Below are 20,186 nucleotides of genomic sequence, written 5' to 3' on the forward strand. Positions count from 1 at the left end.
GTTGGAACATGAGTACGGTTGGGGCCGAGAGCTGCCTGACGAGGAACGAGTGGGTCTGCGGCGAGTACGTCAGCAGCCGCTCGGACGAGCTGGGCGACGCGCTCGTGGAGCACGTACTGATCACCGTCGGGGCCGTATCCCTCGCCGTGCTCGTCGCCTTCCCGCTGGCCCTGCTCGCCCGCAGATGGCGGCTGGCGGCCGGGCCGGTCCTGAGCCTGACCACCATCCTCTACACCGTGCCCTCGCTCGCCATGTACGCGCTGCTGCTGCCGGTCTTCGGCATCTCCGTCTCGGTGGTCGTCTGCGGCCTGGTGCTCTACTCGCTGACCGTCCTCGTGCGCAATATGCTCACCGGCCTCCAATCCGTGCCCACCGAGGCCAGAGAGGCGGCGCTCGGCCTCGGCTACGGCCGCCTGCGGCTGCTGCTCGCCGTCGAGCTGCCGCTGTCCCTGCCCGCGCTGATGGCGGGCGTGCGCATCGCGACCGTCTCCGCCGTCTCCCTGACCACTGTCGGCGCGATCGTCGGCCACGGCGGCCTGGGCAACCTGATCTACTCCGGCATGGACAGCTACTTCAAGGCCCAGGTACTGACCGCCTCCGTCCTGTGCGTCCTGCTCGCCATCGCCTCCGACCTCCTGTTGCTCGGCGTGCAGCGGCTGCTCACCCCCTGGACGCGCAACCGCGCGCCCCGTCGCGAGCTCCAGCGCGATGCCGTGCTCGACGTTCCCGGGAGGGCCTGACCATGGGCACGATCCCCGACGCGTGGGAGTGGCTGACCACCGGCGCGAACTGGTCCGGCGAGGCCGGCGTCCGCCACCGGCTGGCCGAGCACCTCTACCTGTCCGGCATCTGCCTCGCCCTGGCCTGCGCCGTGGCCCTGCCGCTGGCGCTGTGGCTCGGGCACGGCGGCGGCCGCCGGTTCGGCGGCGCCCTCGCCATCAACATCTCGAACGCCGGCCGCGCCATCCCCACGTTCGCCGTGCTGGTGCTGCTGACCCTCGGCCCGCTCGGCCGCCACGGCGACCTGCCGACCATCGTGGCCCTGGTGCTGTTCGCGGTGCCCCCGCTGCTGACCAACGCCTACATCGGCATCGCCGAGGCCGACCGCGACGTCGTCCAGGCCGCCCGCGGCATGGGCATGTCCCGGTGGCAGCTGCTCACCCGCGTCGAGGTGCCGCTGGCGTTCCCGCTGCTGATGACCGGCGTGCGCACCGCCGCCGTACAGGTCGTCGCCACCGCCACCCTGGCCGCCCTCGCCGCGGGCGGCGGCCTCGGCCGGATCATCACCGCCGGCTTCGCCACCTACGACACCGCGCAGGTCGTCGCGGGCGCCACGCTGGTGGCGGCCCTCGCCCTGGCCGTCGAGGGCCTGCTCGCCCTGGCCCAGCGGCTGCTCGCCCCGGGCCGCGCCATCCGCCGGGGGCCCCGCGGCGCCCCCGCACCGCCCGCACGACCACAACCCGATCCCGTTGAACGGAGCACCACGTGACCGCCATCCCCGTCCGCCGCCGGCCCGCGCTGCTCGCCGCCGGCACCGCCACCGCCCTCGCGCTGACACTGGCCGCCTGCGGCGGCGACAGCCTGGAAGAGGAGGAGGGCGGCAGCGGCACCGAGGAGAGCGCGGGCTCGCTCACGATCGGCGGCGCCAACTTCACCGAGGCCACGATCATGACCGAGCTGTACGCCCAGGTCCTCGAAGAAGCCGGCTACGACACCACCATCACCACCACCGAGGGCCGCGAACTGTACGCGCCCGAGCTGGAGAGCGGCGCGATCGACGTCGTTCCCGAGTACGCCGCCACCATGGCCGAGTACTACAACGCCCAGGAGAACGGCCCCGACGCCGAGCCCGTCGCCTCCCCGGACGTCGAGGCCACCGTCACGGTGCTGCGGGAGCTGGCGGAGCCGCGCGGCCTCACCGTGCTGGACGCGGGCGAGGCCGTCGACCAGAACGCGTTCGCCGTGAGCGAGGAGTACGCCGAGGAGCACGGCCTCACGACCCTGTCCGACCTCGGCGAGGCCGGGCTGCCCGTGCGCATCGCCGCCGGCGAGGACTGCCCCACGCGGCCCTTCTGCCAGCCCGGCCTCGAGGAGACGTACGGCATCGACATCACCGCCGTCGACCCGCTGGGCGTCGGCACCGTCCAGGCCAAGCAGGCCGTGCAGGACGGTGACGACCAGCTCGTGCTCGTCACCACGACCGACGCCACGCTCGATGACTTCGGTCTGGTCCTCCTGGAGGACGACCAGAACCTCCAGCTCGCGGACAACGTCCTGCCCGTCCTCAACACCGAGACCGCGAGCGACGAGAATGTCGCCGCCGCCCTCGACGAGGTCACCGCCACGCTCACCACGGACCACCTCATCGAGCTGAACCGGCAGGTCGACTCCGAACGCCGCAAGGCCGACGAGGTCGCGCACGACTACCTGGTGGAACAGGGCCTCATCGAAGGCTGACTCGCACATAACGGCCACGGCACAACCGCCAGGGCACTCTCCCGCGGGCACGCGGCGTCACGGTAAGTTTCGCCCATGGCACGTGGACGTCACCGCTCCTCAGCACTGCACAAGGTGCTGATTCCGGCCGGACTCGGCACCCTGGCGCTCGCCTGCGCCGGCGGCGCCTGGCTGCTCGGGGACGGGGACGACGCGATAGCGCTGCGCGCCCTCGTCGCCGTCGCCGCGGCGACCACGGTCGCCTGCGCCGTTCTGCTGCGGCGCTGGGACCTGGCGGCCGGACGGCAGGTCGCCCGCGAGCGGGCGGCCAAGGCCGGCCTCGCCTGGCAGATCGAGGAGCGGCAGGCCGAGCTGGAAGAGGCGCAGGAGCAGGTCACAGCGCTGGAGGAGAAGATCCAGGGCAAGCGCCTCGACCTCGGCCGGCTGCGTTCCGAGCACGCCGACCTGCTGCGGCGCTACGCCACCGCGGAGAGCGAGCGTGCCAAGGCCCTGGAGGGCCGCAGGCAGTTGGCGCTCGAAGCGGCGCAGCCGGCGAAGGCGCTGCCCGCCCAGGCCACCGACCACCGCACCGCGGGCGGCGCCCCCACCCCGCTGACCTACCGGCAGGCGCACGAGGCGCTCGCCGCGCTGACGCGCAGCGCGGCGCGGCAGCGCGAGGCCAGGGAGGCCAGAGAAGAAGCCGGGGAGGCCGGCGAGGCCGCCGAGGCGCCGGAGAGCCGGGACGCCCACCAGGCGCCTGCGGCGGTGGCGCCGCCCCCGCCGCGGTCGGGGTCGGGGTTCGACTTTTTCGGCACCGGCGCTCCCCACGGACGCCGGGACGCCCCGCGGCCCGAGCAGGCGGGGCAGACCGGACAGGCCGGGGAAGGCAGCAGGGAGACCAGCGGCAGGGGCCGGTCGGGGCGCTAGCGGGCGAGGATCAGACTCATCGCCTCGGCCCGGGTCGCCGCGTCCCGCAGCTGGCCCCGCACCGCCGAGGTGGTGGTCTTGGCCCCGGGCTTGCGCACCCCGCGCATGGTCATGCACATGTGCTCGCACTCCACCACGACGATCACCCCGCGCGGCTCCAGAATCCGCATCAGCGAGTCGGCGATCTGCGTGGTGAGCCGCTCCTGCACCTGGGGGCGCCTGGCGAACACGTCGACCAGCCTGGCCAGCTTCGACAGGCCGGTGATCTTGCCGCTGCTCGACGGGATGTATCCGACGTGGGCCTGGCCGACGAACGGCACCAGGTGGTGCTCGCAGGACGACAGCACCTCGATGTCCTTCACCAGCACCATCTCGTCGTGGCCCAGGTCGAAGGTCGTGGTCAGCACGTCCTCCGGCCGCTGCCACAGGCCGGCGAAGATCTCCCGGTAGGCGCGCGCCACCCGGGCCGGCGTGTCCCGCAGGCCGTCGCGGTCCGGGTCCTCGCCCACCGCGATGAGCAGCTCGCGTATCGCGTCCTCGGCTCGTTTCTCGTCGAACTCACCGATCGGGCCCTGCCTGAGCCCCTCCTCGCCCGCCGGCGTCACCGCGTCGGTCATGTGCTCCTCGTTCTCTCGTGCGGACCGGCACGCCCTGACAGAGACACGGCCGCGCCCCTCACCCTAGAACGTGAGGGGCGCGGGAGGCATTCCGGTCACTCGTCGCCGCGGGACTCCTCCACGGACTCCAGTGGCGCGGTGCCCTTCTCCAGGCTGCCGTTCGCCAGGTTGATCCCCTTGGTGGGGAACGTCACCGGCGGCCGGGTGGAGGGCGTGCGGCGTGCCGAGCCCGTCCAGGCCGGGCGCGGCGGACGCTTGATCACCGGCTGGAAGACCTCGGCCAGCTCCTCCTTGTTCAGCGTCTCCTTCTCCAGGAGGGAGAGCACCAGGTTGTCGAGGACGTCGCGGTTCTCCACCAGGATTTCCCAGGCTTCGTTGTGCGCGGCCTCGATGAGCTTCTTGACCTCCTCGTCCACCAGGCCGGCGACCTCCTCTGAGTAGTCGCGCTGGTGGCCCATCTCCTTGCCGAGGAACGGCTCGGAGTTGTCGGTGCCGAACTTGATGGCGCCAAGACGCTCGGTCATGCCGTACTGCGTGACCATGGCCCGCGCGGTCGTCGTCGCCTTGTCGATATCGTCGCCCGCGCCCGTGGTCGGATCGTGGAAGACCAGCTCCTCGGCCGCGCGCCCGCCCATCATGTACGCCAGGCGGTCGAGCATCTCGTTGCGCGTGGTGGAGTACTTGTCCTCCTCCGGCAGCACCATGGTGTAGCCCAGGGCCCGGCCCCGGGAGAGGATCGTCACCTTGTGCACCGGATCGCTGTTCGGCGAGGCCGCCGCCACCAGGGCGTGTCCGCCCTCGTGGTACGCGGTGATCATCTTCTCCTTCTGGCTCATGATCCGCGTCCGCTTCTGCGGACCCGCAACGACCCGGTCGATCGCCTCGTCGAGGAACCCGTTGTCGATGAGCTTCGCGTTGCCACGGGCAGCCAGGAGCGCCGCCTCGTTCAGCACGTTGTTCAGATCGGCACCGGTGAAGCCGGGAGTGCGCCGGGCGACCGCCGACAGGTCCACATCGGGCGCGACGGGCTTGCCGCGCTGGTGCACCTTCAGGATCTCGAGACGGCCCTGCATGTCCGGCCGGTCGACCGCGATCTGCCGGTCGAAGCGGCCCGGGCGCAGCAGCGCGGGGTCGAGGATGTCCGGCCGGTTGGTCGCGGCGATCAGGATGACGCCGCCCTTGACGTCGAAGCCGTCCATCTCGACGAGCAGCTGGTTGAGCGTCTGCTCCCGCTCGTCGTGCCCGCCGCCCATGCCGGCACCGCGGTGACGGCCGACCGCGTCGATCTCGTCGACGAAGACGATCGCCGGGGCATTCGCCTTGGCCTGCTCGAAAAGGTCGCGGACGCGGGAGGCGCCCACGCCGACGAACATCTCGACGAAGTCGGAGCCGGAGATCGAATAGAAGGGAACGCCTGCCTCGCCCGCGACCGCGCGGGCCAGGAGCGTCTTGCCGGTGCCGGGCGGGCCGTAGAGCAGCACGCCCTTGGGAATCTTGGCGCCGACGGCCTGGAACTTCGCGGGCTCCTGGAGGAACTCCTTGATCTCCTGAAGCTCCTCCACGGCCTCGTCCGAGCCGGCCACGTCGGTGAAGGTGGTCTTGGGGGTGTCCTTGGTGATCAGCTTCGCCTTCGACTTGCCGAAGTTCATCACCCGAGACCCGCCGCCCTGCATCTGATTCATCAGGAACAGGAAGACGATGATGATGAGCAGGAACGGCAGGATCGACAGCAGCATGCCGACGAACGGGTTCTGCGACTTGGGAGAGACGGTGTACCCGTCGGTGATCTGGTCGTCCTGGAACTTCGACTGGAGCATCTGGGCGATGTCCCAGCCCTGCTCGTCGATGTAGTTGGCCTGGACCTTATTGCTGTCCTCGATCTCCTGCCCGTTCTTGAGCTCGACCCTGATGGTCTGCTCATCGCCGGTGGTGAGCTCGGCGGACCTGACCTGGTTCTGGCTGATCGCCTGGACGACCTCGCCGGTGTCCACCTTCTTGTAGCCCTCGGACGAGCTGAACACCTGCATCAGCAGAATCACGGCAAGGACGGCCAGCACGATCCACATAACTGGCCCACGGAAATAGCGCTTCACGTCTATCCATACGGGGCGGCGCGGCCCCGTCCCTCCTGCCACGTAGAGGCACAGCCCCCGGATGGGATCTGCTGTGCGCGCGGTGTCGGCCGTAGTGCGCCCGGCCTTGTTTCAGCTGACCTACCGCGACGGTACCCCAGCACTGCCGCCCAGCGCTGCTGGGCGTGGGCAGCCATCGCTCTGCCCAACTCAACGGTAGGGCATCGCACGGTGTTCCCGGCTATCCGTTGTAGACGTGCGGGGCGAGGGTGCCGACAAAGGGAAGATTGCGGTACTTCTCGGCATAGTCGAGGCCGTACCCCACCACGAACTCACTCGGAATGTCGAAGCCGACCCACTCGACGTCGATATCGACCTTCGCCGCGTCCGGTTTGCGGAGCAGCGTGCAGATCCGCAGCGACGCGGGCTCGCGGGAGCCCAGGTTCGAGAGGAGCCACGAGAGCGTGAGCCCCGAGTCGATGATGTCCTCGACGATCAGCACGTGCCTGCCCTGGATGTCGGTGTCCAGGTCCTTCAGAATGCGCACCACACCGGAGGACTGCGTGCCCGCCCCGTAGGAGGACACGGCCATCCAGTCCATCGTCACCCGGGACGACAGGGTGCGCGCGAGGTCGGCCATGACCATCACCGCCCCCTTCAGGACCCCCACCAGCAGGAGCTCCTTGCCCGCGTACTCCGCGTCGATCTTCGCGGCCAGCTCCACGAGCTTGGCGTCGATCTCTTCCTTGGTGATGAGCACCGACTCCAGGTCGGCCCCCAGGTCCGTCTCGTGCACCCGATGCCACTGCTCTCTACTGGCTACTGGTTCGCCTGCTGGAGGACCAGTCTGCCACCCTGCCGTTTGGCCTCGACGCGGCCCGGCAGATTCAGCGGGCTCTGCCCGCGCCAGGCGGTGATGAGGCGGTCGGTCTCCTCGATGTGGCGGGCGAACAGCGAGCCGGCCGGGGCGCCGGCGGCGATGGCGGCCCGGCGCAGCACGCGGCGCCTGACTGCCGGGGGCAGATCGTGCAGCGCGGCGATCTCCAGCGTCCCGTCGGGGCGCGTCGCGGCCCGCTGGGCCTCCAGGGCCCAGGCGTCGAGCGCGTCCGCGTCGTCGCGCGAGAGCTGCGCGGTGCGGGCCAGCGCCTCCACGACACCGCGCCCGAGCGCCTTCTCCAGCACCGGCAGCGCCTCGTGGCGCACGCGGGAACGGGTGAAGGAGGGGTCGGCGTTGTGCGGGTCGTCCCAGACCGGAAGGGCCTGGACGAGGCAGGCCTTGCGGGTGGTCTGGCGGTCGACCGCGAGGAACGGGCGGCGGTAGCGGGTGGCCGCGCCGCACGAGCCCGACAGGCCGCCGGAGACGGCCGCCATGCCGGAGAGTGAACGCGTGCCCGAGCCGCGGGCGAGTCCGAGCAGGACGGTTTCCGCCTGGTCGTCGCGGGTATGGCCGAGGAGCACGGCACCAGCGCGGTGCCGCTCGGCGGCGGCGTCGAGGGCCGCGTACCTGGCGGAGCGGGCGGCGGCCTCGGGGCCGCCGGCGCGGCCGACCGAGACGGCGACGGTTTCGACGGGGGCGAGGCCGAGTGCGGTCAGCCGTTCGGCCACCTCGCGGGCGCGGACGTCGGAGCCGACCTGGAGGCCGTGGTCGACGGTGATGCCGCCGGCCCTGACACCGAGCCGGGGCGCCTCGAAGGCGAGGGCGGAGGCGAGCGCCATGGAGTCCGCGCCGCCGGAGCAGGCCACGAGGACGAGCGGGGCTTCTCCGGCACGGGCATCGTCGAGGACTTCGTGCAGGACGCGGCGGACCGCCAGGCGTATCGCAGCGACCGCGGGGTGGGGACCCATATCCGAATCACTTCTTTCTGGGAGCTCAGGCTCGGAAGCGCTGTCACGCTGGGTACGTAAATGGTGACAGAGGAGGTCTGTTACCCGAGCATCGCACGCCAGGCATGGCGCGACGGTCCCTCATACGAGTGATTCTGAACGAATCCTGCAACCTACGCCGCGGTCGGCTTCACCCGGGCGACCCACTGCTCGGGGCGGGAGATCTCCTCCTTGCTCGGCAGCGTGTTCGGTGAGGTCCACACCTTGTTGAAACCCGTCATCCCGGCCTGCTCCACGACCTGGCGCACGAAGCGCTCGCCGTCGCGGTACTGCCGCAGCTTGGCGTCCATGCCCAGCAGCCTGCGCAGCGCCCGGTCCAGGCGGCCCGCGCCGGTCTGCCGGCGCCGCGTGAACTTCTCCCTGATCTCCGCGACCGAGGGGACCACCGCGGGCCCCACCCCGTCCATCACGAAGTCCGCGTGCCCCTCCAGCAGCGACATCACCGCCGTCAGCCGGTCGAGGATCTCCCGCTGCCGCGGCGTCTGCACCAGATCGACGATGCCGAGCCCGCCGTCGCCCTCCCCCGCCGGCCCGGCCGCCTCCTCCTGGCCTTCCTGGCCGCGGCCCGTCATGGACTGCGCCGCCTGCCGGAAGCGCTCCAGCAGCGTCGCCGGGTCCACGTCCGCCTCGCCGAGGAACGCCTGGATCTCGCTCTCCAGGTGGTCGCGCAGCCACGGCACGGCCGTGAACTGCGTCCGGTGCGTCTCCTCGTGCAGAGCCACCCACAGCCGGAAGTCGTGCGGATGCACGTCCAGCTCCCGCTCCACGTGCACGATATTGGGCGCGACGAGCAGCAGCCGCCCGGCGCCCGCGACGCCGGGCCCGCCACCGGCCGGCAGCGACGGGCTGGCCGGGGCGAACGTCTCGTACTGGCCGAGGACCCGCGAGGACAGGAACGACAGCAGCATCCCCACCTCGACGCCCGTCACCTTGCTGCCGACCATCGTCAGCGCGGCCCCGCCCGGCAGGCCCGACCGGCGCTCGCGCATGCGCGCCATCAGCGGCTGGAGGACGGCGCGGAAGCCCGCCACGTTCGCCCGCACCCAGCCGAGCCGGTCCACGACCAGCACCGGGGTGTCCACGGCGCCTGAGCCGAGACCGGTGAACTCGCGGACGTGCGCCTCCGAGGCACTCGCGTGGCCCCGCAGCTCCGCGACGATCGCGCGCGCCTCGTCGCGGCTCACCTCCGGGCCGGGACGGGTGATCCGTGTCGCGGTGGACACCGCGAGATTCCAGTCGACCAGGTCCGTTCCACCGAGACTCGTCATGCTGTCAACGGTACGGTGCCCGCCGCGAAAGCGGATAGGGCACCGGAGCAGGCGGCGCCGCGCTACCGGCAGGCGCAGGTCGCGAGCGCCGCCGCGGCGGTGTCCAGGGCATCCTGCGCCCCGTCGGCACTGGTCGTGTCCGAGGCCAGGAACGCGAACGCCAGCACCCGGCCGTCCGGGGTCGCCGCCGTGCCGGCCAGGGTGTTCACGCCGGTGAGCGTGCCCGTCTTGGCGCGGACCAGACCGGCACCCGCGCCGCCGGAGCCGTCGTAGCGGCCGGTCAGGGTCCCGGTGAACCCCGCGACCGGCAGGCCGGTCAGCGCGGAGCGCAGCTCGGGCCGCTCCGGGTCGGCGGCCAGGGCCAGCACGCGGGTCAGCAGCGCGGCGGTGAGCCGGCCGTCGCGGTCGAGGCCGCTCGCGTCGGCGATCCGCACGTTGCCGAGCGGCAGGCCCAGCTTCTCCAGCCGCGCGGTGAGCGCCCGGTCGACGCCGCGGAAGTCGGCCGCCTCCCCACCCGCGATGGCCGTGGCACGCGCGATGGCTTCGGCCAGGTCGTTGTCGCTGTGCGTCAGCATCCGCTCGACCAGCGAGGACAGCGGCGCGGAACGGTGCACCGCCAGCGGCTCGGCGTCCTCGGGCGCGGTGTGCCTGCCGGGCGAACGGCCCTGGACGTCGACGCCGGCCTCGGCCAGCAGACCGGCGAAGGCCCTGGCCGCCTCGGCCGCCGGATCGGCCGTTCGCGGGGCGGGGCCGTGGGTGCTGCCATCGGTGCGGCCCGCGTTCAGCTGGAGGGGGGTGATGGTGGCGATGTTCGTGTTGCCTGCCCCGATCGGGTGATGCTGCTCGCGCGGGTAGCGGGAGATGTCATACGCCACGCGGGCGGCCCGGACGTCCTGCGCCGCCAGGGCTTCGGCAGTGCGGGCGGCCAGCCCTTCGAGGTTGCCCGCGGTCAGCGTGGTGTCCCCGCCGCCGACCAGTACGACGCGCTCGTTCTCCGCGTCCCACACCACCTCGGTGGTCAGCCGGTGCTCGGGCCCCAGGGCGTCGAGGGCAGTGATCGCGGTCACCGACTTGGTCGTGGAGGCGGGCGCCCGCCCGGACCTGGCGTCCACCGCGTACAGGGCCTCGCCCGTGGCGACGTCGACGACCGCGCCCGTCGCGTGCCCGCCGAGCGCCGGGTCCTCCAGGAGCGGCGCGAGGGTGCGTTCGACCGCCGCGGCGGACAGCGGGCGGCCCGCGCCGCCGTCCAGCGGCGGCAGCACGGGCGCCGCAGCGGGTACAGTGCCTGCAACACGCTCCGCATCTGCACGCTCACGTTCCGAGTCGGCGGCCTGGTCGCGTTCCGCTGTGCGCTGTCCGGCGTCCCACGGCCCGGCCAGGGCGACGGCCCCGGCGGAGATCGCGAGGCCCGCCGCGGCCGAGCCGATGGCCAATCGCCAGGCGGCACGGTGCTTTTGAAGCGCTTCCGCTGCCCTGCGCACTGTACGGACCAGCCCCTTTCGCGTGCGGACACCTGCGTGAGGGACACTTAACCACCTGTCGCATGCACAGATCGGCTAAGGAGTGTCCCCAGTGGAGTTCGACGTCACCATCGAGATCCCGAAGGGTTCGCGGAACAAGTACGAGGTGGATCACAAGACGGGGCGGATCAGGCTGGACCGCCACCTCTTCACCTCGACTGTGTACCCGGCGGACTACGGGTTCGTGGAGGGCACGCTGGGCGAGGACGGAGATCCGCTGGATGCACTGGTGCTTCTGGACGAGCCCACGTTCCCCGGCTGCCTGATCCAGTGCCGCGCGATCGGCATGTTCCGCATGCGGGACGAGGCGGGCGGCGACGACAAGCTGCTGTGCGTCCCCGCCTCGGATCCCCGCATGGAGCACCTGCGGGACATCCACCACGTCAGCGAGTTCGACCGGCTGGAGATCCAGCACTTCTTCGAGGTCTACAAGGACCTGGAGCCTGGCAAGTCGGTCGAGGGCGCCAACTGGGTCGGCCGCGCGGAGGCGGAGGCCGAGATCGAGGCGTCCTTCAAGCGGCTCGCGGACGCGGGCGAGAGCCACTGAGACGAGCCGGTCGCCGCGCGAGCGGCACCGGCGGGCGCGGGTGCGGTGTGCCGGGGCGCGCGAGGTGCGGGTGTGAGAGCCTGATCGGAGAGCTCGACCTGCTCCTGGACGAGGTGCGCCGTACCCAGCCATGACAAGACGGCGCGGGGAGTCTTGTGATGGCTTGGATCGTTCTGGTGATCTCCGGGGTGCTGGAAGCCGTGTGGGCCACGGCCCTCGGCAAGTCCAACGGGTTCTCGCGGCCGCTGCCGACGGCCGTGTTCGGTGCCGGGCTGGTGCTGAGCATGGCCGGTCTCGCCTACGCGCTGCGGACCCTGCCGGTGGGCACCGGGTACGCCGTGTGGGTGGGCATCGGTGCCGTGCTCACGGCGGCCTGGGGCATGGCGTTCGAGGGCGAGGCCGTGAGCGTGGTGAAGGTCCTGCTGCTCGCGGGGATCGTCGGCTGCGTGATCGGGCTGAAGCTCGCCCACTGAGCCGCCCGCTGAGCCGCGCGGCCCGGGTACCGTCAGAACCCGCGGGTGCGCTTCGCGCCGCGACGCCCGATCGGGGTCGTCAGGCCCGGCGACTTGATGAACAGCCGGGCGATCTCGTTCCCCAGGTTCACCCCGACGGCGATGGCGAGCGCGAGGGTGACCGCGGTCAGCAGGTTTTCCAGCCCGGCGTTCACGTTGCCCTGCGCGAAACCCAGCAGGCCGAGGTAGACGGCGCTGCCGGGAAGCAGCGGGCCGATGGCGGCGGTGACGTAGGGCAGCGACGAGGTGAACCGGTACCGGGACTGGAGTTGCCCGAAGAGCCCCACCATCCCCGCCCCGACGGCCGTCGCCGCGAACGGCGACAGCCCGGCCGTATCGTGCATCGCCCCGTAGATCAGCCAGGCCACACCGCCGTTGAGCGTGGCCGGGATGACGGTGTTGGGTGCCTGCTGGAGCAGCACGCAGAACGTCAGGGACAGCAGCAGCGCGGCACCGAGCTGAACGGCCGGCCGGGTGGCCCGGGCCACGACGTCCGGGTCCAGCCGCACGCCGGAGGTCTCCCCGATGTACAGCACGGCCAGTACCCCGCAGACGATGCCGACGCTGAGGTAGACGACTTCCAGCAGGCGGGCCGACGCGGTGAGGTAATAGCCCGTCAGCCCGTCCTGGACACCCGCGACCAGGGCCCGGCCGGGGATCAGCGCGAACAGCCCGCCGGTGATCATGGCGGCGGCCTGCACCTCCTCCCGCCCGGTGGTGTGGCCGGCCGCCCACACCACCCCGACCGCCGCGGGCGCCATCGCGGCCGCGACGAACTGGTAGAACTCCGGCAGCCCGCGGCTCGAAGCCAGCCAGGCCAGCCGGTCGCCGACCATGGCCCCGAGGGCGGCGAGCAGGAAGACCTGCCAGCCGCCGCCGACCAGGGTGCTGGCCGCACCCGCGAGCAGCCCGGAGGCGATGGTCAGCTGCCACTTGGTGAACGGGTGGCGGTTGCGGCGTATGGTGGCGAGCCGTCCGTACGCCTCCTCGAGCGTCACCTCGCCCGAGGAGATGTCGTCGACCAGTTGGAAGACCGCTGCAAGCCGCGTGTAGTCCGTGCCCCGGCGGCGCACCGTCCGGCTGAGCGAGACCGGGGCGTCTACCAGGGAGGGCTGGTGGGTGACGGAGATCAGCGTGAAGGTGACGGTGGCTTCGCAGCGGTCGAGCCCGTAGGCATGCGTGACGCCGAACATGGCCGCCTCGACATCCTCCGCGCCCTCGCCCCCGGCCAGGAGCAGCTCGCCGATGCGCAATGTCAGGTCCAGCACCCTGGGCACGGGCAGCGCCGATTCGTCCTCCCCCCGCGGCACGTACTCGGGGGACGGCCGCTCGGCCAGCGGAAGCCGGACCATGGTGCGCATGCGGTCCTGCCAGGGGCCCGTGCGAGTCCACGCCAGGACGGGTATGCCCTGGGCCGGGGTGAACTCGCTGTGCGGCTCCGGGCGCGAGGGCACCGTCAGCCCTTCAGGAACGGCGAACTCGGACGTCGGGTGGTCGTTCTCCGAGGACGGCAGTTCAAGCCCCTCGGGAACGGCGAAGCCGGAGGTCGTTTCCTGGTCCGTCGGCTCCTGACCGCCCGGCCGTGTGCTGTCCCCGGCCACGTCTGATCCGCTCCTCACTCCCGGATATCGGGACCGCCCGGACGGGTGCCCCTAACTCGCGAGCATAGGTTCATCCGCGGATCGCTGCCCGAAGGGCGTCCCCTCCGGGGCGGCGGGCGGGCAGGCGGGAGTCGGCCGTCAGGAGCTGCGTATGGCGTTGGCGAGAATGGCCTCCTTCAGGTAGGCGGCGAAGCCGGGGTGCAAGCCGTCGAGGTTCCGCGTGAAGCGCTCGTCGCTGGTGAACATGTCGGCGAGGCAGGCGTGGATCTCGTAGGTGCAGTCGTAGTAGTGCTCGCGGATCTGCTGCCGGTGCTCCTCCGCAAGATCCATGGCCTCCGGGGAGTCCGGCTCGGCACCGGAATCCATCAGGGCGAAGAAGCGCGCATTGAGGTCGTCCCCTGCGCTCTTGATGCGCTGCCAGTCGTCCTTGGTGTAGGTGGCGGTGCGGCGCTGCGACTCGCGGTACGGGTCGTTCCCGCCCCAGCGTTGCTCGGCCTCCTCCTGATACTCGTCGGGGTCGAAGTCCCCGAATACCTCGAATTTTTCCTCGGGGGTGAGATTGACACCCATCTTCCGTGCCTCCATGGCGCGTTCGACGGCGGCGGCCATCTCGCGCAGCTTGTCGATGCGGTCCGTCAGCAGGTCGTGCTGGCGGCGCAAGTGCTCCTGCGTATCCGTGTGCGGATCGTCGAGGAGCACGGCGATCGCCTCCAAGGGGAAGTCCAGTCCCCGGTAGAAGAGGATTTGCTGCAATCGGTCCAGGTCGTGATCGGAGTACTTGCGGTGCCCGGCGTGTGTGCGCTCGCTGGGGACGAGCAGTCCGATCGCGTCGTAGTGGTGCAGAGTGCGCACCGTGACCCCGGCGAACCGGGCGACCTGGCCGACCGAGTAGCTCACGTCCGTCTCCTTGCTTTCCGTTCGCGACCACGATGTGCCCTCACGTCACGTGAGGTGCAAGAACATGCTCGCGGTCAGGCGTCGCGGCGCCGCAGCGTCACGTATCCGCCGGTCAGGGCGGCCAGGCCCCAGGCGGCCAGGACCAGCGCCGCGGGGCCGGTGCCATAGGGATCGGTGTCCTGCGTCATCAGCACCACTCCTGCGGCGGAGGGCAGGAAGTCGCCGACGGTCTCCAGCCAGTCGATGCCGGCGATCTGCGTGAGCTGGGGAACGGCCATCAGCAGCATGATCATTGCGGTGATCGTGCCCGCGGCGCTGCGGAGCACGGTGCCGAGGCCGGTCGCCAGCAGGGCCAGCCCGGCGAGGTAGGCCGCGGTGCCGAGTGCCGAGCCCACGGCATCGGCGGCGGTGAAGGAGCCCGTCTCACCCATGAGCGGGGCCGCGGATGCCGTGCCGATCGCGCTGAGGCACAGACCTGCGGCGCCGAGGACGCCGGTGACGACGGCCGCCTTGCCTATCAGCATCCGCCCACGCGCGGGCACGCTGTGCAGGGTCGTCCTGATGGAGCCACTGGCGTACTCACCGGTGACCGCAAGCGTGGCCGTCACGACCACGGCGAGCTGGCCCAGGGTCAGGGCGTCGGCCACGGTGTGGGGCGCGGGCCGCGCGGTATCGAAGCCGTTTTCGGCGCTCGCCTGTGCGGACACGCCGACGACGGCGGCAACCCCGGCGGTGAGCAGAGCCGCGGCGAACAGGGACCAGGGCGTGGAGCGGACGGTCCACAGCTTCGTCCACTCGAAGGCGAGTGCGCCTTTCATATTCCTTCCCGCTTCCCGTACTCGACGCTGTCGGCGGTCAGCTCCATGTAAGCCTCCTCCAAGGTGGCGCGCCGTGGGCTCAGCTCGTGCAGGGGTATGCCGTGCCGGAATGCGAGATCCCCTATCTCCGCCGGAGAGCCGCCGGTCACGATGATTTCCTCCGCTTCTTTGGATTCGACGGCCATTCCCAAGCCGAGGAGATGCCGGTGCAGCAGCTCCGCGTGCGGGCTGCGGACCCGGATGGCGTTGAGCGAGCTGCGACCGATCACCTCACCGAATGGGGCATCCGCTATCAGGTGCCCCCGGCCGAGGACCACGAGATGGTCGGCGGTTTCCTGCATCTCGCTCATGAGATGACTGGAGAGCAGAACCGTCCTGCCCTCTGCGGCGAGGGACCGCACGAGATCGCGTATCCAGCGGACCCCGTCGGGGTCGAGGCCGTTGACCGGCTCGTCGAACAGCAGGACCGCCGGATCACCGATGAGGGCGGCGGCGATGCCCAGCCGCTGGCTCATGCCGAGGGAGAAGGACCCGACCCGTCTGCCCGCGACGGCCGTGAGACCGGCCAGCTCCAGGACCTCGGCGACGCGGTCCGCCGCGATCCCATTGCTGCGGGCGAGGCCGAGCAGGTGGGCGCGGGCCGTCCGGCCGGGATGAGCCGCACGGGCGTCCAGCAGGGCGCCGACCTCCCGCAGCGGGTGGCGGATCGCCGTGTAGGGACGGCCGCCTATGGTGGCCGAGCCCGCGGAGGGCGCGTCGAGGCCGGTGATCATGCGCATGGTGGTCGACTTACCCGCGCCGTTGGGGCCGAGAAAGCCGGTGACTTTACCCGGCGCGATTTCCAGGGAGAGACCGGACACCGCCGTTTTCTCCCCGTACCTTTTGGTGAGGTCTTGCAGAACAATCACGGTTCGAAGGTACGGTTCCGCGGCGCCGGGAACATCTGGTCGATCGGCAATGAATGACCTTACTTTCGTCAGTAACGGTGGTTCTCCTGCCTTGCTAGCGTGACCGGCATGAGGCATTGGTCCCTTCCACCGCAGCCGCCGGACGGCAGCCCGCTGTTGGCCCTGGCCGCGGCGCTCAGTCTGCTGCCGCTGGTGGACGTGCTCGACCTGGAGACGGCGTCGGTCCCCGCGGTGGTGCTCAGCGTGCTCGCCGGGCGCCGGATGGCGACGCTGCGCCCCGCGCGGTACATCTTCGCCGCGCTGGCCGCGACCGGGCTGCTGGTGTCCCTCGTGCAGGGCTCCCTGACGAGCTGGATCGTCGTGCTCCTGGCGCAGTTCTTCACGGTGCTGCTGCCCTGGTGGGCGGGAAGCTGGTGGCGGCAGCGGGCCGAGCTGGTGCGGGCGGGCTGGGAGCGGGCGGAGCGGCTCCAGCGGGAAAAGGCGCTGGCGACCGAGCAGGCGCGGCTGAGGGAGCGTGCCCGGATCGCCCAGGACATGCACGACTCGCTGGGGCATGAGCTGAGCCTCATGGCGCTCGTGGCCGGCGGTCTGGAGCTGGCGCCCGACCTGGACGAGACCCACCGCGCCGCGGTCGCACAGTTGCGGGCCGGCGCGGTGACCGCGACCGAGCGGCTGCACGAGATCATCGGGCTGCTCGCCGAGGAGCCGACGCCCGAGGGGGCGGAGGAGGACATCGTGGGACTGGTGCGGCGCGCCCGGCTCTCGGGGGTCTCCGTGGTGCTGGAGGAGCACGCGGACGGGGCGTCGGACGCGCAGGAGTGGCCCGCGGCCACGCGGCACGCGGCTCGGCGCGTCGTACAGGAAGCGCTGACCAATGCGGTGAGACACGCACCGGGGGCCCTGATATCCGTGCGGGTGGGCAGATCGGCCGACGAGTTGGTGGTGCGCGTGGCGAACGAGGCTCCTGCCACCGCCGCCCGTGCGGTACCGTCTCCGCGCGCGGGGACGGGTCTGATCAGCCTGGACGAGCGGGTGCGACTGGCCGGCGGATCGCTGAGTGCGGGCCCGTGCGGCGAGGGCTTCGCGGTGGTGGCTCACCTGCCTCGTGTGCCGCCGGTGCCGCCTGCGGAAGAAGTGGCACCCGGCGCTCCTGCGCGGGAGGACCCGGACGATCAGCCGGCCGACCTCCGGCTGGCGCGGGGGCGGGCCAGGCGGCATCTGCTGCGGGCATCGACGGTGCCGCTCGCGGTGGCCGGGGTGTTGGGCGCGACGCTGCTCGGTCTCTACGTGTACACGGTCCAGACCACGTCGCTGGAGCCGACGGACTTCGAGCGGCTGCGGTTGGGGCAGCCGCGGGCGGAGTTCGCCGGTGTGCTTCCGCAATCGGTCAGCAATCCCTCGCCGTTGCTGGTGGAGCCGTCGGCACCCGCCGGGTCGGACTGCGAGTACTACCGGGCCGACGACAATGTGCTGGATCTGTCGGAAAGCATGTACCGGCTGTGCTTCGACGAAGGTGTCCTGGTCGCCAAGGACGCCCTGCGCCGACGATGAGGGGACAGGAGGAGGTTATGGCCGAGGTGCTGCGGGTGCTGATCGCCGATGACGAGGCGATGATCCGGGGCGGAGTGCGGGCGATCCTCGCCTCCGATCCAGGTATCGACGTCGTGGCCGAGGCGGGGGACGGCCGGGAGGCGGTGGAGCTGGCCCGGCTGCACCGCCCCGACGTGGCACTGCTCGACATCCGGATGCCGGGCGCGGACGGGCTGACGGCGCTGGCCACGATCCGGTCGGCGCTGCCCGGCACGGCGGTGATCATCCTGACCACCTTCGGCCAGGACGAGTACATCGCCCGGGCGCTGGACGAGGGGGCCGCCGGGTTCCTGCTGAAGGCGTCGGACCCGCGGGAGTTGATCGCGGGGGTGCACGCGGTGGCGAGCGGCGCCGCCTGCCTGTCGCCGCGGGTCGCCCGCCGGGTCATCGGCGAGCTGAGGGAGGGCGCCGTGTCACGCGGCCGACGCGCGCGGGAGTTGGTGTCCGCGCTCAGCGACCGCGAGCGCGAAGTACTCGGGCTGCTCGGGGCCGGTCTGTCCAACGGGGAGATCGCCGGCCGCCTGCACCTGGTGGAGGGCACCGTCAAGGCGTATGTCAGTGCGGCCCTGAGCCGGCTTGCGGTGCGGAACCGGGTGCAGGCGGCGATCATCGCCTACGAGGCCGGGCTGGTGGAGGAGGGGGGCCGGGGATGATGCAGGGCTAGACGCTCAGCCGGTGGTAGCGGCCGAGGGCGAGCGGGAAGAAGACGGCGAGGAGCACGAGGGGCCAGAGGACCGACAAGGCGACGGTGTGGTCGGCGGCCCAGGAGTCGTTGGGCCAGCCGGGGTTGGCGAACAGTTCGCGGACGGCGCCGGCCGTGGCGGACATCGGGTTCCAGTCCGCGAGGGCGGCGAGCCAGCCGGGCATGGTCGACGGGGAGGTGATCGCACTGGAGAGGAAGGCCACTGGCCAGATGAGGATTTGGACCGCCTGGACCATCTCGGGCCGCCCGGCCACCAGGCCGAGGTAGATGCCGACCCACAGCATGGCGAAGCGAAGCAGCAGCAGGAGGCCGATGGCTGCGGCCGCTTCGGCGAGGCTGCCGTGCCAACGCCAGCCGATGAGCCAGCCGGCGCCGAGCATGACCAGCAGGCCGGCGGCCGAGTTGATCATGTCGAGCAGGCTGCGCCCGACCAGTACCGCGGAGGGAGCGATGGGCATGGCACGGAAGCGGTCGAGAACGCCTCGGTTGATGTCCTCCGTGAGGGCGACCATCGTGGATTCCAGGCCGAAGGCCATGGCGAGGGCGAGCATGCCGGGAACCAGGAACTCGGAGTAGTCACCGCCGCCCTCCACCGCCATACCGCCACCGATGAAGTAGGTGAACATCACCAGCATCATCACGGGAAACACCAGGCCGATGACAAGCTGGCCGGGCTGGCGGCGCCAGTGGAGGAAGCCGCGGCGCGTCATGGAGGCGGAGTCGGTCAGGAAGCGGCGGGTGCGTGAGACCGGAACGATCATCGTGCTCATGCGGCAGTCTCCTGGGGGTGGCCGGTGAGGTGCAGGAAGACCTCGTCGAGGGTGGGGCGGCGCAGGGCGATGTCCTCCGCGTCGATACCGGCGGCCGACAGGGCCCGGACGGTCTCGGCGAGGGCGGCCATGCGGTCGGCGACCGGGGCGCTGATCAGCCGGCGGTCGGCGTCGGTGGCGGGCCGGCCGGTCCCCGTGGCCGACCCGACCACGGCGGCGGCCGCGGCGAGGCGCTCGCCGTCGCGGACGATCACGTCGATGCGGTCGGCGCCGACGAGGGCCTTGAGTTCGTCCGCCGAGCCCTCGGCGATACGCCGTCCGCCGTCGATCACCGAGATGCGGTCGGCGAGTTGGTCGGCCTCCTCCAGGTACTGGGTGGTGAGCAGGACCGTGGTGCCGCCGCCGACCAGCGAACGGACCGCCTGCCAGACGTCCGTCCGGCCGCGGGGGTCGAGGCCGGTCGTCGGCTCGTCGAGGAAGAGGATCTCCGGCTGCATGATGAGGCTGGCGGCCAGGTCGAGGCGGCGGCGCATGCCGCCGCTGTACTGGCGGACCGCCTTGCTGCCGGTGTCGGCGAGGCCGAAGCGTTCGAGGAGTTCGCCCGCGCGGCGGGCGGCGCCGCGTCCGCCGAGGTGGTACAGCCGACCGAAGAGTTCGAGATTCTGCCGGCCGCTCAACTCCTCGTCCAGTGCCGCGTGCTGGCCGAGCAGGCCGATGCGGTACCGGACCTGGTCCGGCCGGGTGGTCACGTCGAAGCCCGCTACCTGGGCACGGCCGCTGTCGGGGCGCAGCAGGGTGGTCAGGACGCGGACGGCGGTCGTCTTACCGGCTCCGTTGGGGCCGAGGATGCCGTGCACCGTTCCACGCGGGATGGTGAGGTCGAGGCCGTCGAGGGCCTTCTTCCTCCCCTCTCCCCTGCCGAAGGTCTTCCGCAGGTCCCTGACGAGGATCGCGTGTTCTTCGGGCTGAGCGCCGCGGTGCTCGCCCGGGTGGTCGTTGGACTCTTCGTGGGTGGGCAACCGGTTCCCCTTCCGTTCCTTGCACGTGTGACTGCCGGATCCAGTAGTCAAATTTGATTACCGGCCCGGGACGGGGAGGATAGCCAGGCGGAGCCCA

At 71.5% G+C, this 20,186-nt stretch carries 20 protein-coding genes and 1 riboswitch; of the genes, 8 read left to right on the forward strand and 12 right to left on the reverse strand.

Translation table 11 applies throughout. From position 1 onward, the window contains the following. Positions 1-8 precede the first annotated feature (8 nt). The 4 genes from STBA_RS15205 (at position 9) to STBA_RS15220 (ending at position 3,363) form a co-directional block, all read left to right on the forward strand. Positions 9-740 carry an ABC transporter permease gene (locus STBA_RS15205; RefSeq protein ID WP_077059768.1) on the forward strand — a complete coding sequence of 244 codons (732 nt, stop codon included), beginning with the start codon at positions 9-11 and terminating at the stop codon, positions 738-740. Positions 741-742: 2 nt separating this feature from the next. After that, on the forward strand, positions 743-1,489 hold the full coding sequence (locus tag STBA_RS15210; RefSeq protein ID WP_077059769.1) for an ABC transporter permease subunit: 747 nt from the start codon (positions 743-745) through the stop codon (positions 1,487-1,489). Continuing rightward, a complete protein-coding gene (locus tag STBA_RS15215) occupies positions 1,486-2,457 on the forward strand; it encodes an ABC transporter substrate-binding protein (RefSeq protein WP_107485056.1) in 972 nt (323 codons plus the stop codon). Before STBA_RS15210 ends, STBA_RS15215 begins: the two co-directional genes overlap by 4 nt. A gap of 75 nt (positions 2,458-2,532) precedes the next feature. Then, positions 2,533-3,363: a hypothetical protein gene (locus STBA_RS15220; RefSeq protein WP_143659487.1), complete on the forward strand. Its 831-nt coding sequence runs from the start codon at positions 2,533-2,535 to the stop codon at positions 3,361-3,363. Here the strand turns inward: STBA_RS15220 and folE are convergent. The 6 genes from folE to dacB form a co-directional block, all read right to left on the reverse strand. Further along, entirely contained in the window at positions 3,360-3,980 is a 621-nt protein-coding gene (gene folE, locus STBA_RS15225) for a GTP cyclohydrolase I FolE (RefSeq protein WP_077059771.1), read from the reverse strand. The genes STBA_RS15220 and folE overlap by 4 nt on opposite strands. 95 nt (positions 3,981-4,075) lie before the next feature. After that, positions 4,076-6,079, reverse strand: a complete 2,004-nt coding sequence (gene ftsH, locus STBA_RS15230; RefSeq protein ID WP_077063343.1) for an ATP-dependent zinc metalloprotease FtsH — start codon at positions 6,077-6,079, stop codon at positions 4,076-4,078. A 214-nt stretch (positions 6,080-6,293) separates the two neighbouring features. Further along, the gene (hpt, locus tag STBA_RS15235) at positions 6,294-6,848 is read right to left on the reverse strand and encodes a hypoxanthine phosphoribosyltransferase (RefSeq protein ID WP_077059772.1); all 555 of its coding nucleotides are present in this window, start codon (positions 6,846-6,848) and stop codon (positions 6,294-6,296) included. 23 nt (positions 6,849-6,871) lie between these two features. Continuing rightward, the gene (gene tilS, locus STBA_RS15240; RefSeq protein ID WP_077059773.1) at positions 6,872-7,897 is read right to left on the reverse strand and encodes a tRNA lysidine(34) synthetase TilS; all 1,026 of its coding nucleotides are present in this window, start codon (positions 7,895-7,897) and stop codon (positions 6,872-6,874) included. 152 nt (positions 7,898-8,049) lie between these two features. Continuing rightward, entirely contained in the window at positions 8,050-9,204 is a 1,155-nt protein-coding gene (locus STBA_RS15245) for a zinc-dependent metalloprotease (protein WP_077059774.1), read from the reverse strand. A gap of 62 nt (positions 9,205-9,266) precedes the next feature. Next, positions 9,267-10,637 (reverse strand): D-alanyl-D-alanine carboxypeptidase/D-alanyl-D-alanine-endopeptidase, encoded by a 1,371-nt coding sequence (dacB, locus tag STBA_RS15250; RefSeq protein ID WP_253194738.1) that lies wholly within the window; start codon positions 10,635-10,637, stop codon positions 9,267-9,269. 139 nt (positions 10,638-10,776) lie between these two features. Here dacB and STBA_RS15255 point away from each other — a divergent pair, with 139 nt between their 5' ends. Both STBA_RS15255 and STBA_RS15260 read left to right on the forward strand, forming a co-directional pair. Continuing rightward, on the forward strand, positions 10,777-11,271 hold the full coding sequence (locus tag STBA_RS15255; protein WP_077059776.1) for an inorganic diphosphatase: 495 nt from the start codon (positions 10,777-10,779) through the stop codon (positions 11,269-11,271). Positions 11,272-11,357: 86 nt separating this feature from the next. Then, positions 11,358-11,419: riboswitch (guanidine-III (ykkC-III) riboswitch) on the forward strand. Between the two features lie 10 nt (positions 11,420-11,429). After that, positions 11,430-11,744: a multidrug efflux SMR transporter gene (locus tag STBA_RS15260; RefSeq protein WP_077059777.1), complete on the forward strand. Its 315-nt coding sequence runs from the start codon at positions 11,430-11,432 to the stop codon at positions 11,742-11,744. Positions 11,745-11,776: 32 nt separating this feature from the next. Here the strand turns inward: STBA_RS15260 and STBA_RS15265 are convergent, their stop codons facing one another. From STBA_RS15265 to STBA_RS15280, 4 genes are all read right to left on the reverse strand, one after another. Continuing rightward, positions 11,777-13,384 carry a threonine/serine exporter family protein gene (locus STBA_RS15265; protein WP_253194740.1) on the reverse strand — a complete coding sequence of 536 codons (1,608 nt, stop codon included), beginning with the start codon at positions 13,382-13,384 and terminating at the stop codon, positions 11,777-11,779. 138 nt (positions 13,385-13,522) lie between these two features. Then, positions 13,523-14,281, reverse strand: coding sequence for a MerR family transcriptional regulator (locus STBA_RS15270; RefSeq protein ID WP_077059779.1), 759 nt, complete (start codon positions 14,279-14,281; stop codon positions 13,523-13,525). Positions 14,282-14,355: 74 nt separating this feature from the next. Beyond that, entirely contained in the window at positions 14,356-15,099 is a 744-nt protein-coding gene (locus STBA_RS15275) for an ABC transporter (RefSeq protein WP_077059780.1), read from the reverse strand. Next, positions 15,096-16,007, reverse strand: a complete 912-nt coding sequence (locus STBA_RS15280) for an ATP-binding cassette domain-containing protein (protein ID WP_077059781.1) — start codon at positions 16,005-16,007, stop codon at positions 15,096-15,098. Before STBA_RS15280 ends, STBA_RS15275 begins: the two co-directional genes overlap by 4 nt. 108 nt (positions 16,008-16,115) lie before the next feature. On the opposite strand from STBA_RS15280, the gene STBA_RS15285 reads away from it, so the two are divergent. After that, positions 16,116-17,558 (forward strand): histidine kinase, encoded by a 1,443-nt coding sequence (locus tag STBA_RS15285; RefSeq protein WP_107485058.1) that lies wholly within the window; start codon positions 16,116-16,118, stop codon positions 17,556-17,558. A gap of 26 nt (positions 17,559-17,584) precedes the next feature. Further along, positions 17,585-18,250, forward strand: a complete 666-nt coding sequence (locus STBA_RS15290; RefSeq protein ID WP_107485229.1) for a response regulator transcription factor — start codon at positions 17,585-17,587, stop codon at positions 18,248-18,250. Between the two features lie 7 nt (positions 18,251-18,257). Here STBA_RS15290 and STBA_RS15295 read toward each other — a convergent pair whose 3' ends face one another. Both STBA_RS15295 and STBA_RS15300 read right to left on the reverse strand, forming a co-directional pair. After that, positions 18,258-19,070, reverse strand: a complete 813-nt coding sequence (locus STBA_RS15295; protein WP_077059784.1) for an ABC transporter permease — start codon at positions 19,068-19,070, stop codon at positions 18,258-18,260. Further along, on the reverse strand, positions 19,067-20,020 hold the full coding sequence (locus STBA_RS15300) for an ATP-binding cassette domain-containing protein (protein ID WP_077063344.1): 954 nt from the start codon (positions 20,018-20,020) through the stop codon (positions 19,067-19,069). Before STBA_RS15300 ends, STBA_RS15295 begins: the two co-directional genes overlap by 4 nt. Between the last annotated feature and the right edge of the window lie 166 nt (positions 20,021-20,186).

The organism is Streptomyces sp. MP131-18, assembly GCF_001984575.1.
Lineage (GTDB): Bacteria > Actinomycetota > Actinomycetes > Streptomycetales > Streptomycetaceae > Streptomyces > Streptomyces johnsoniae.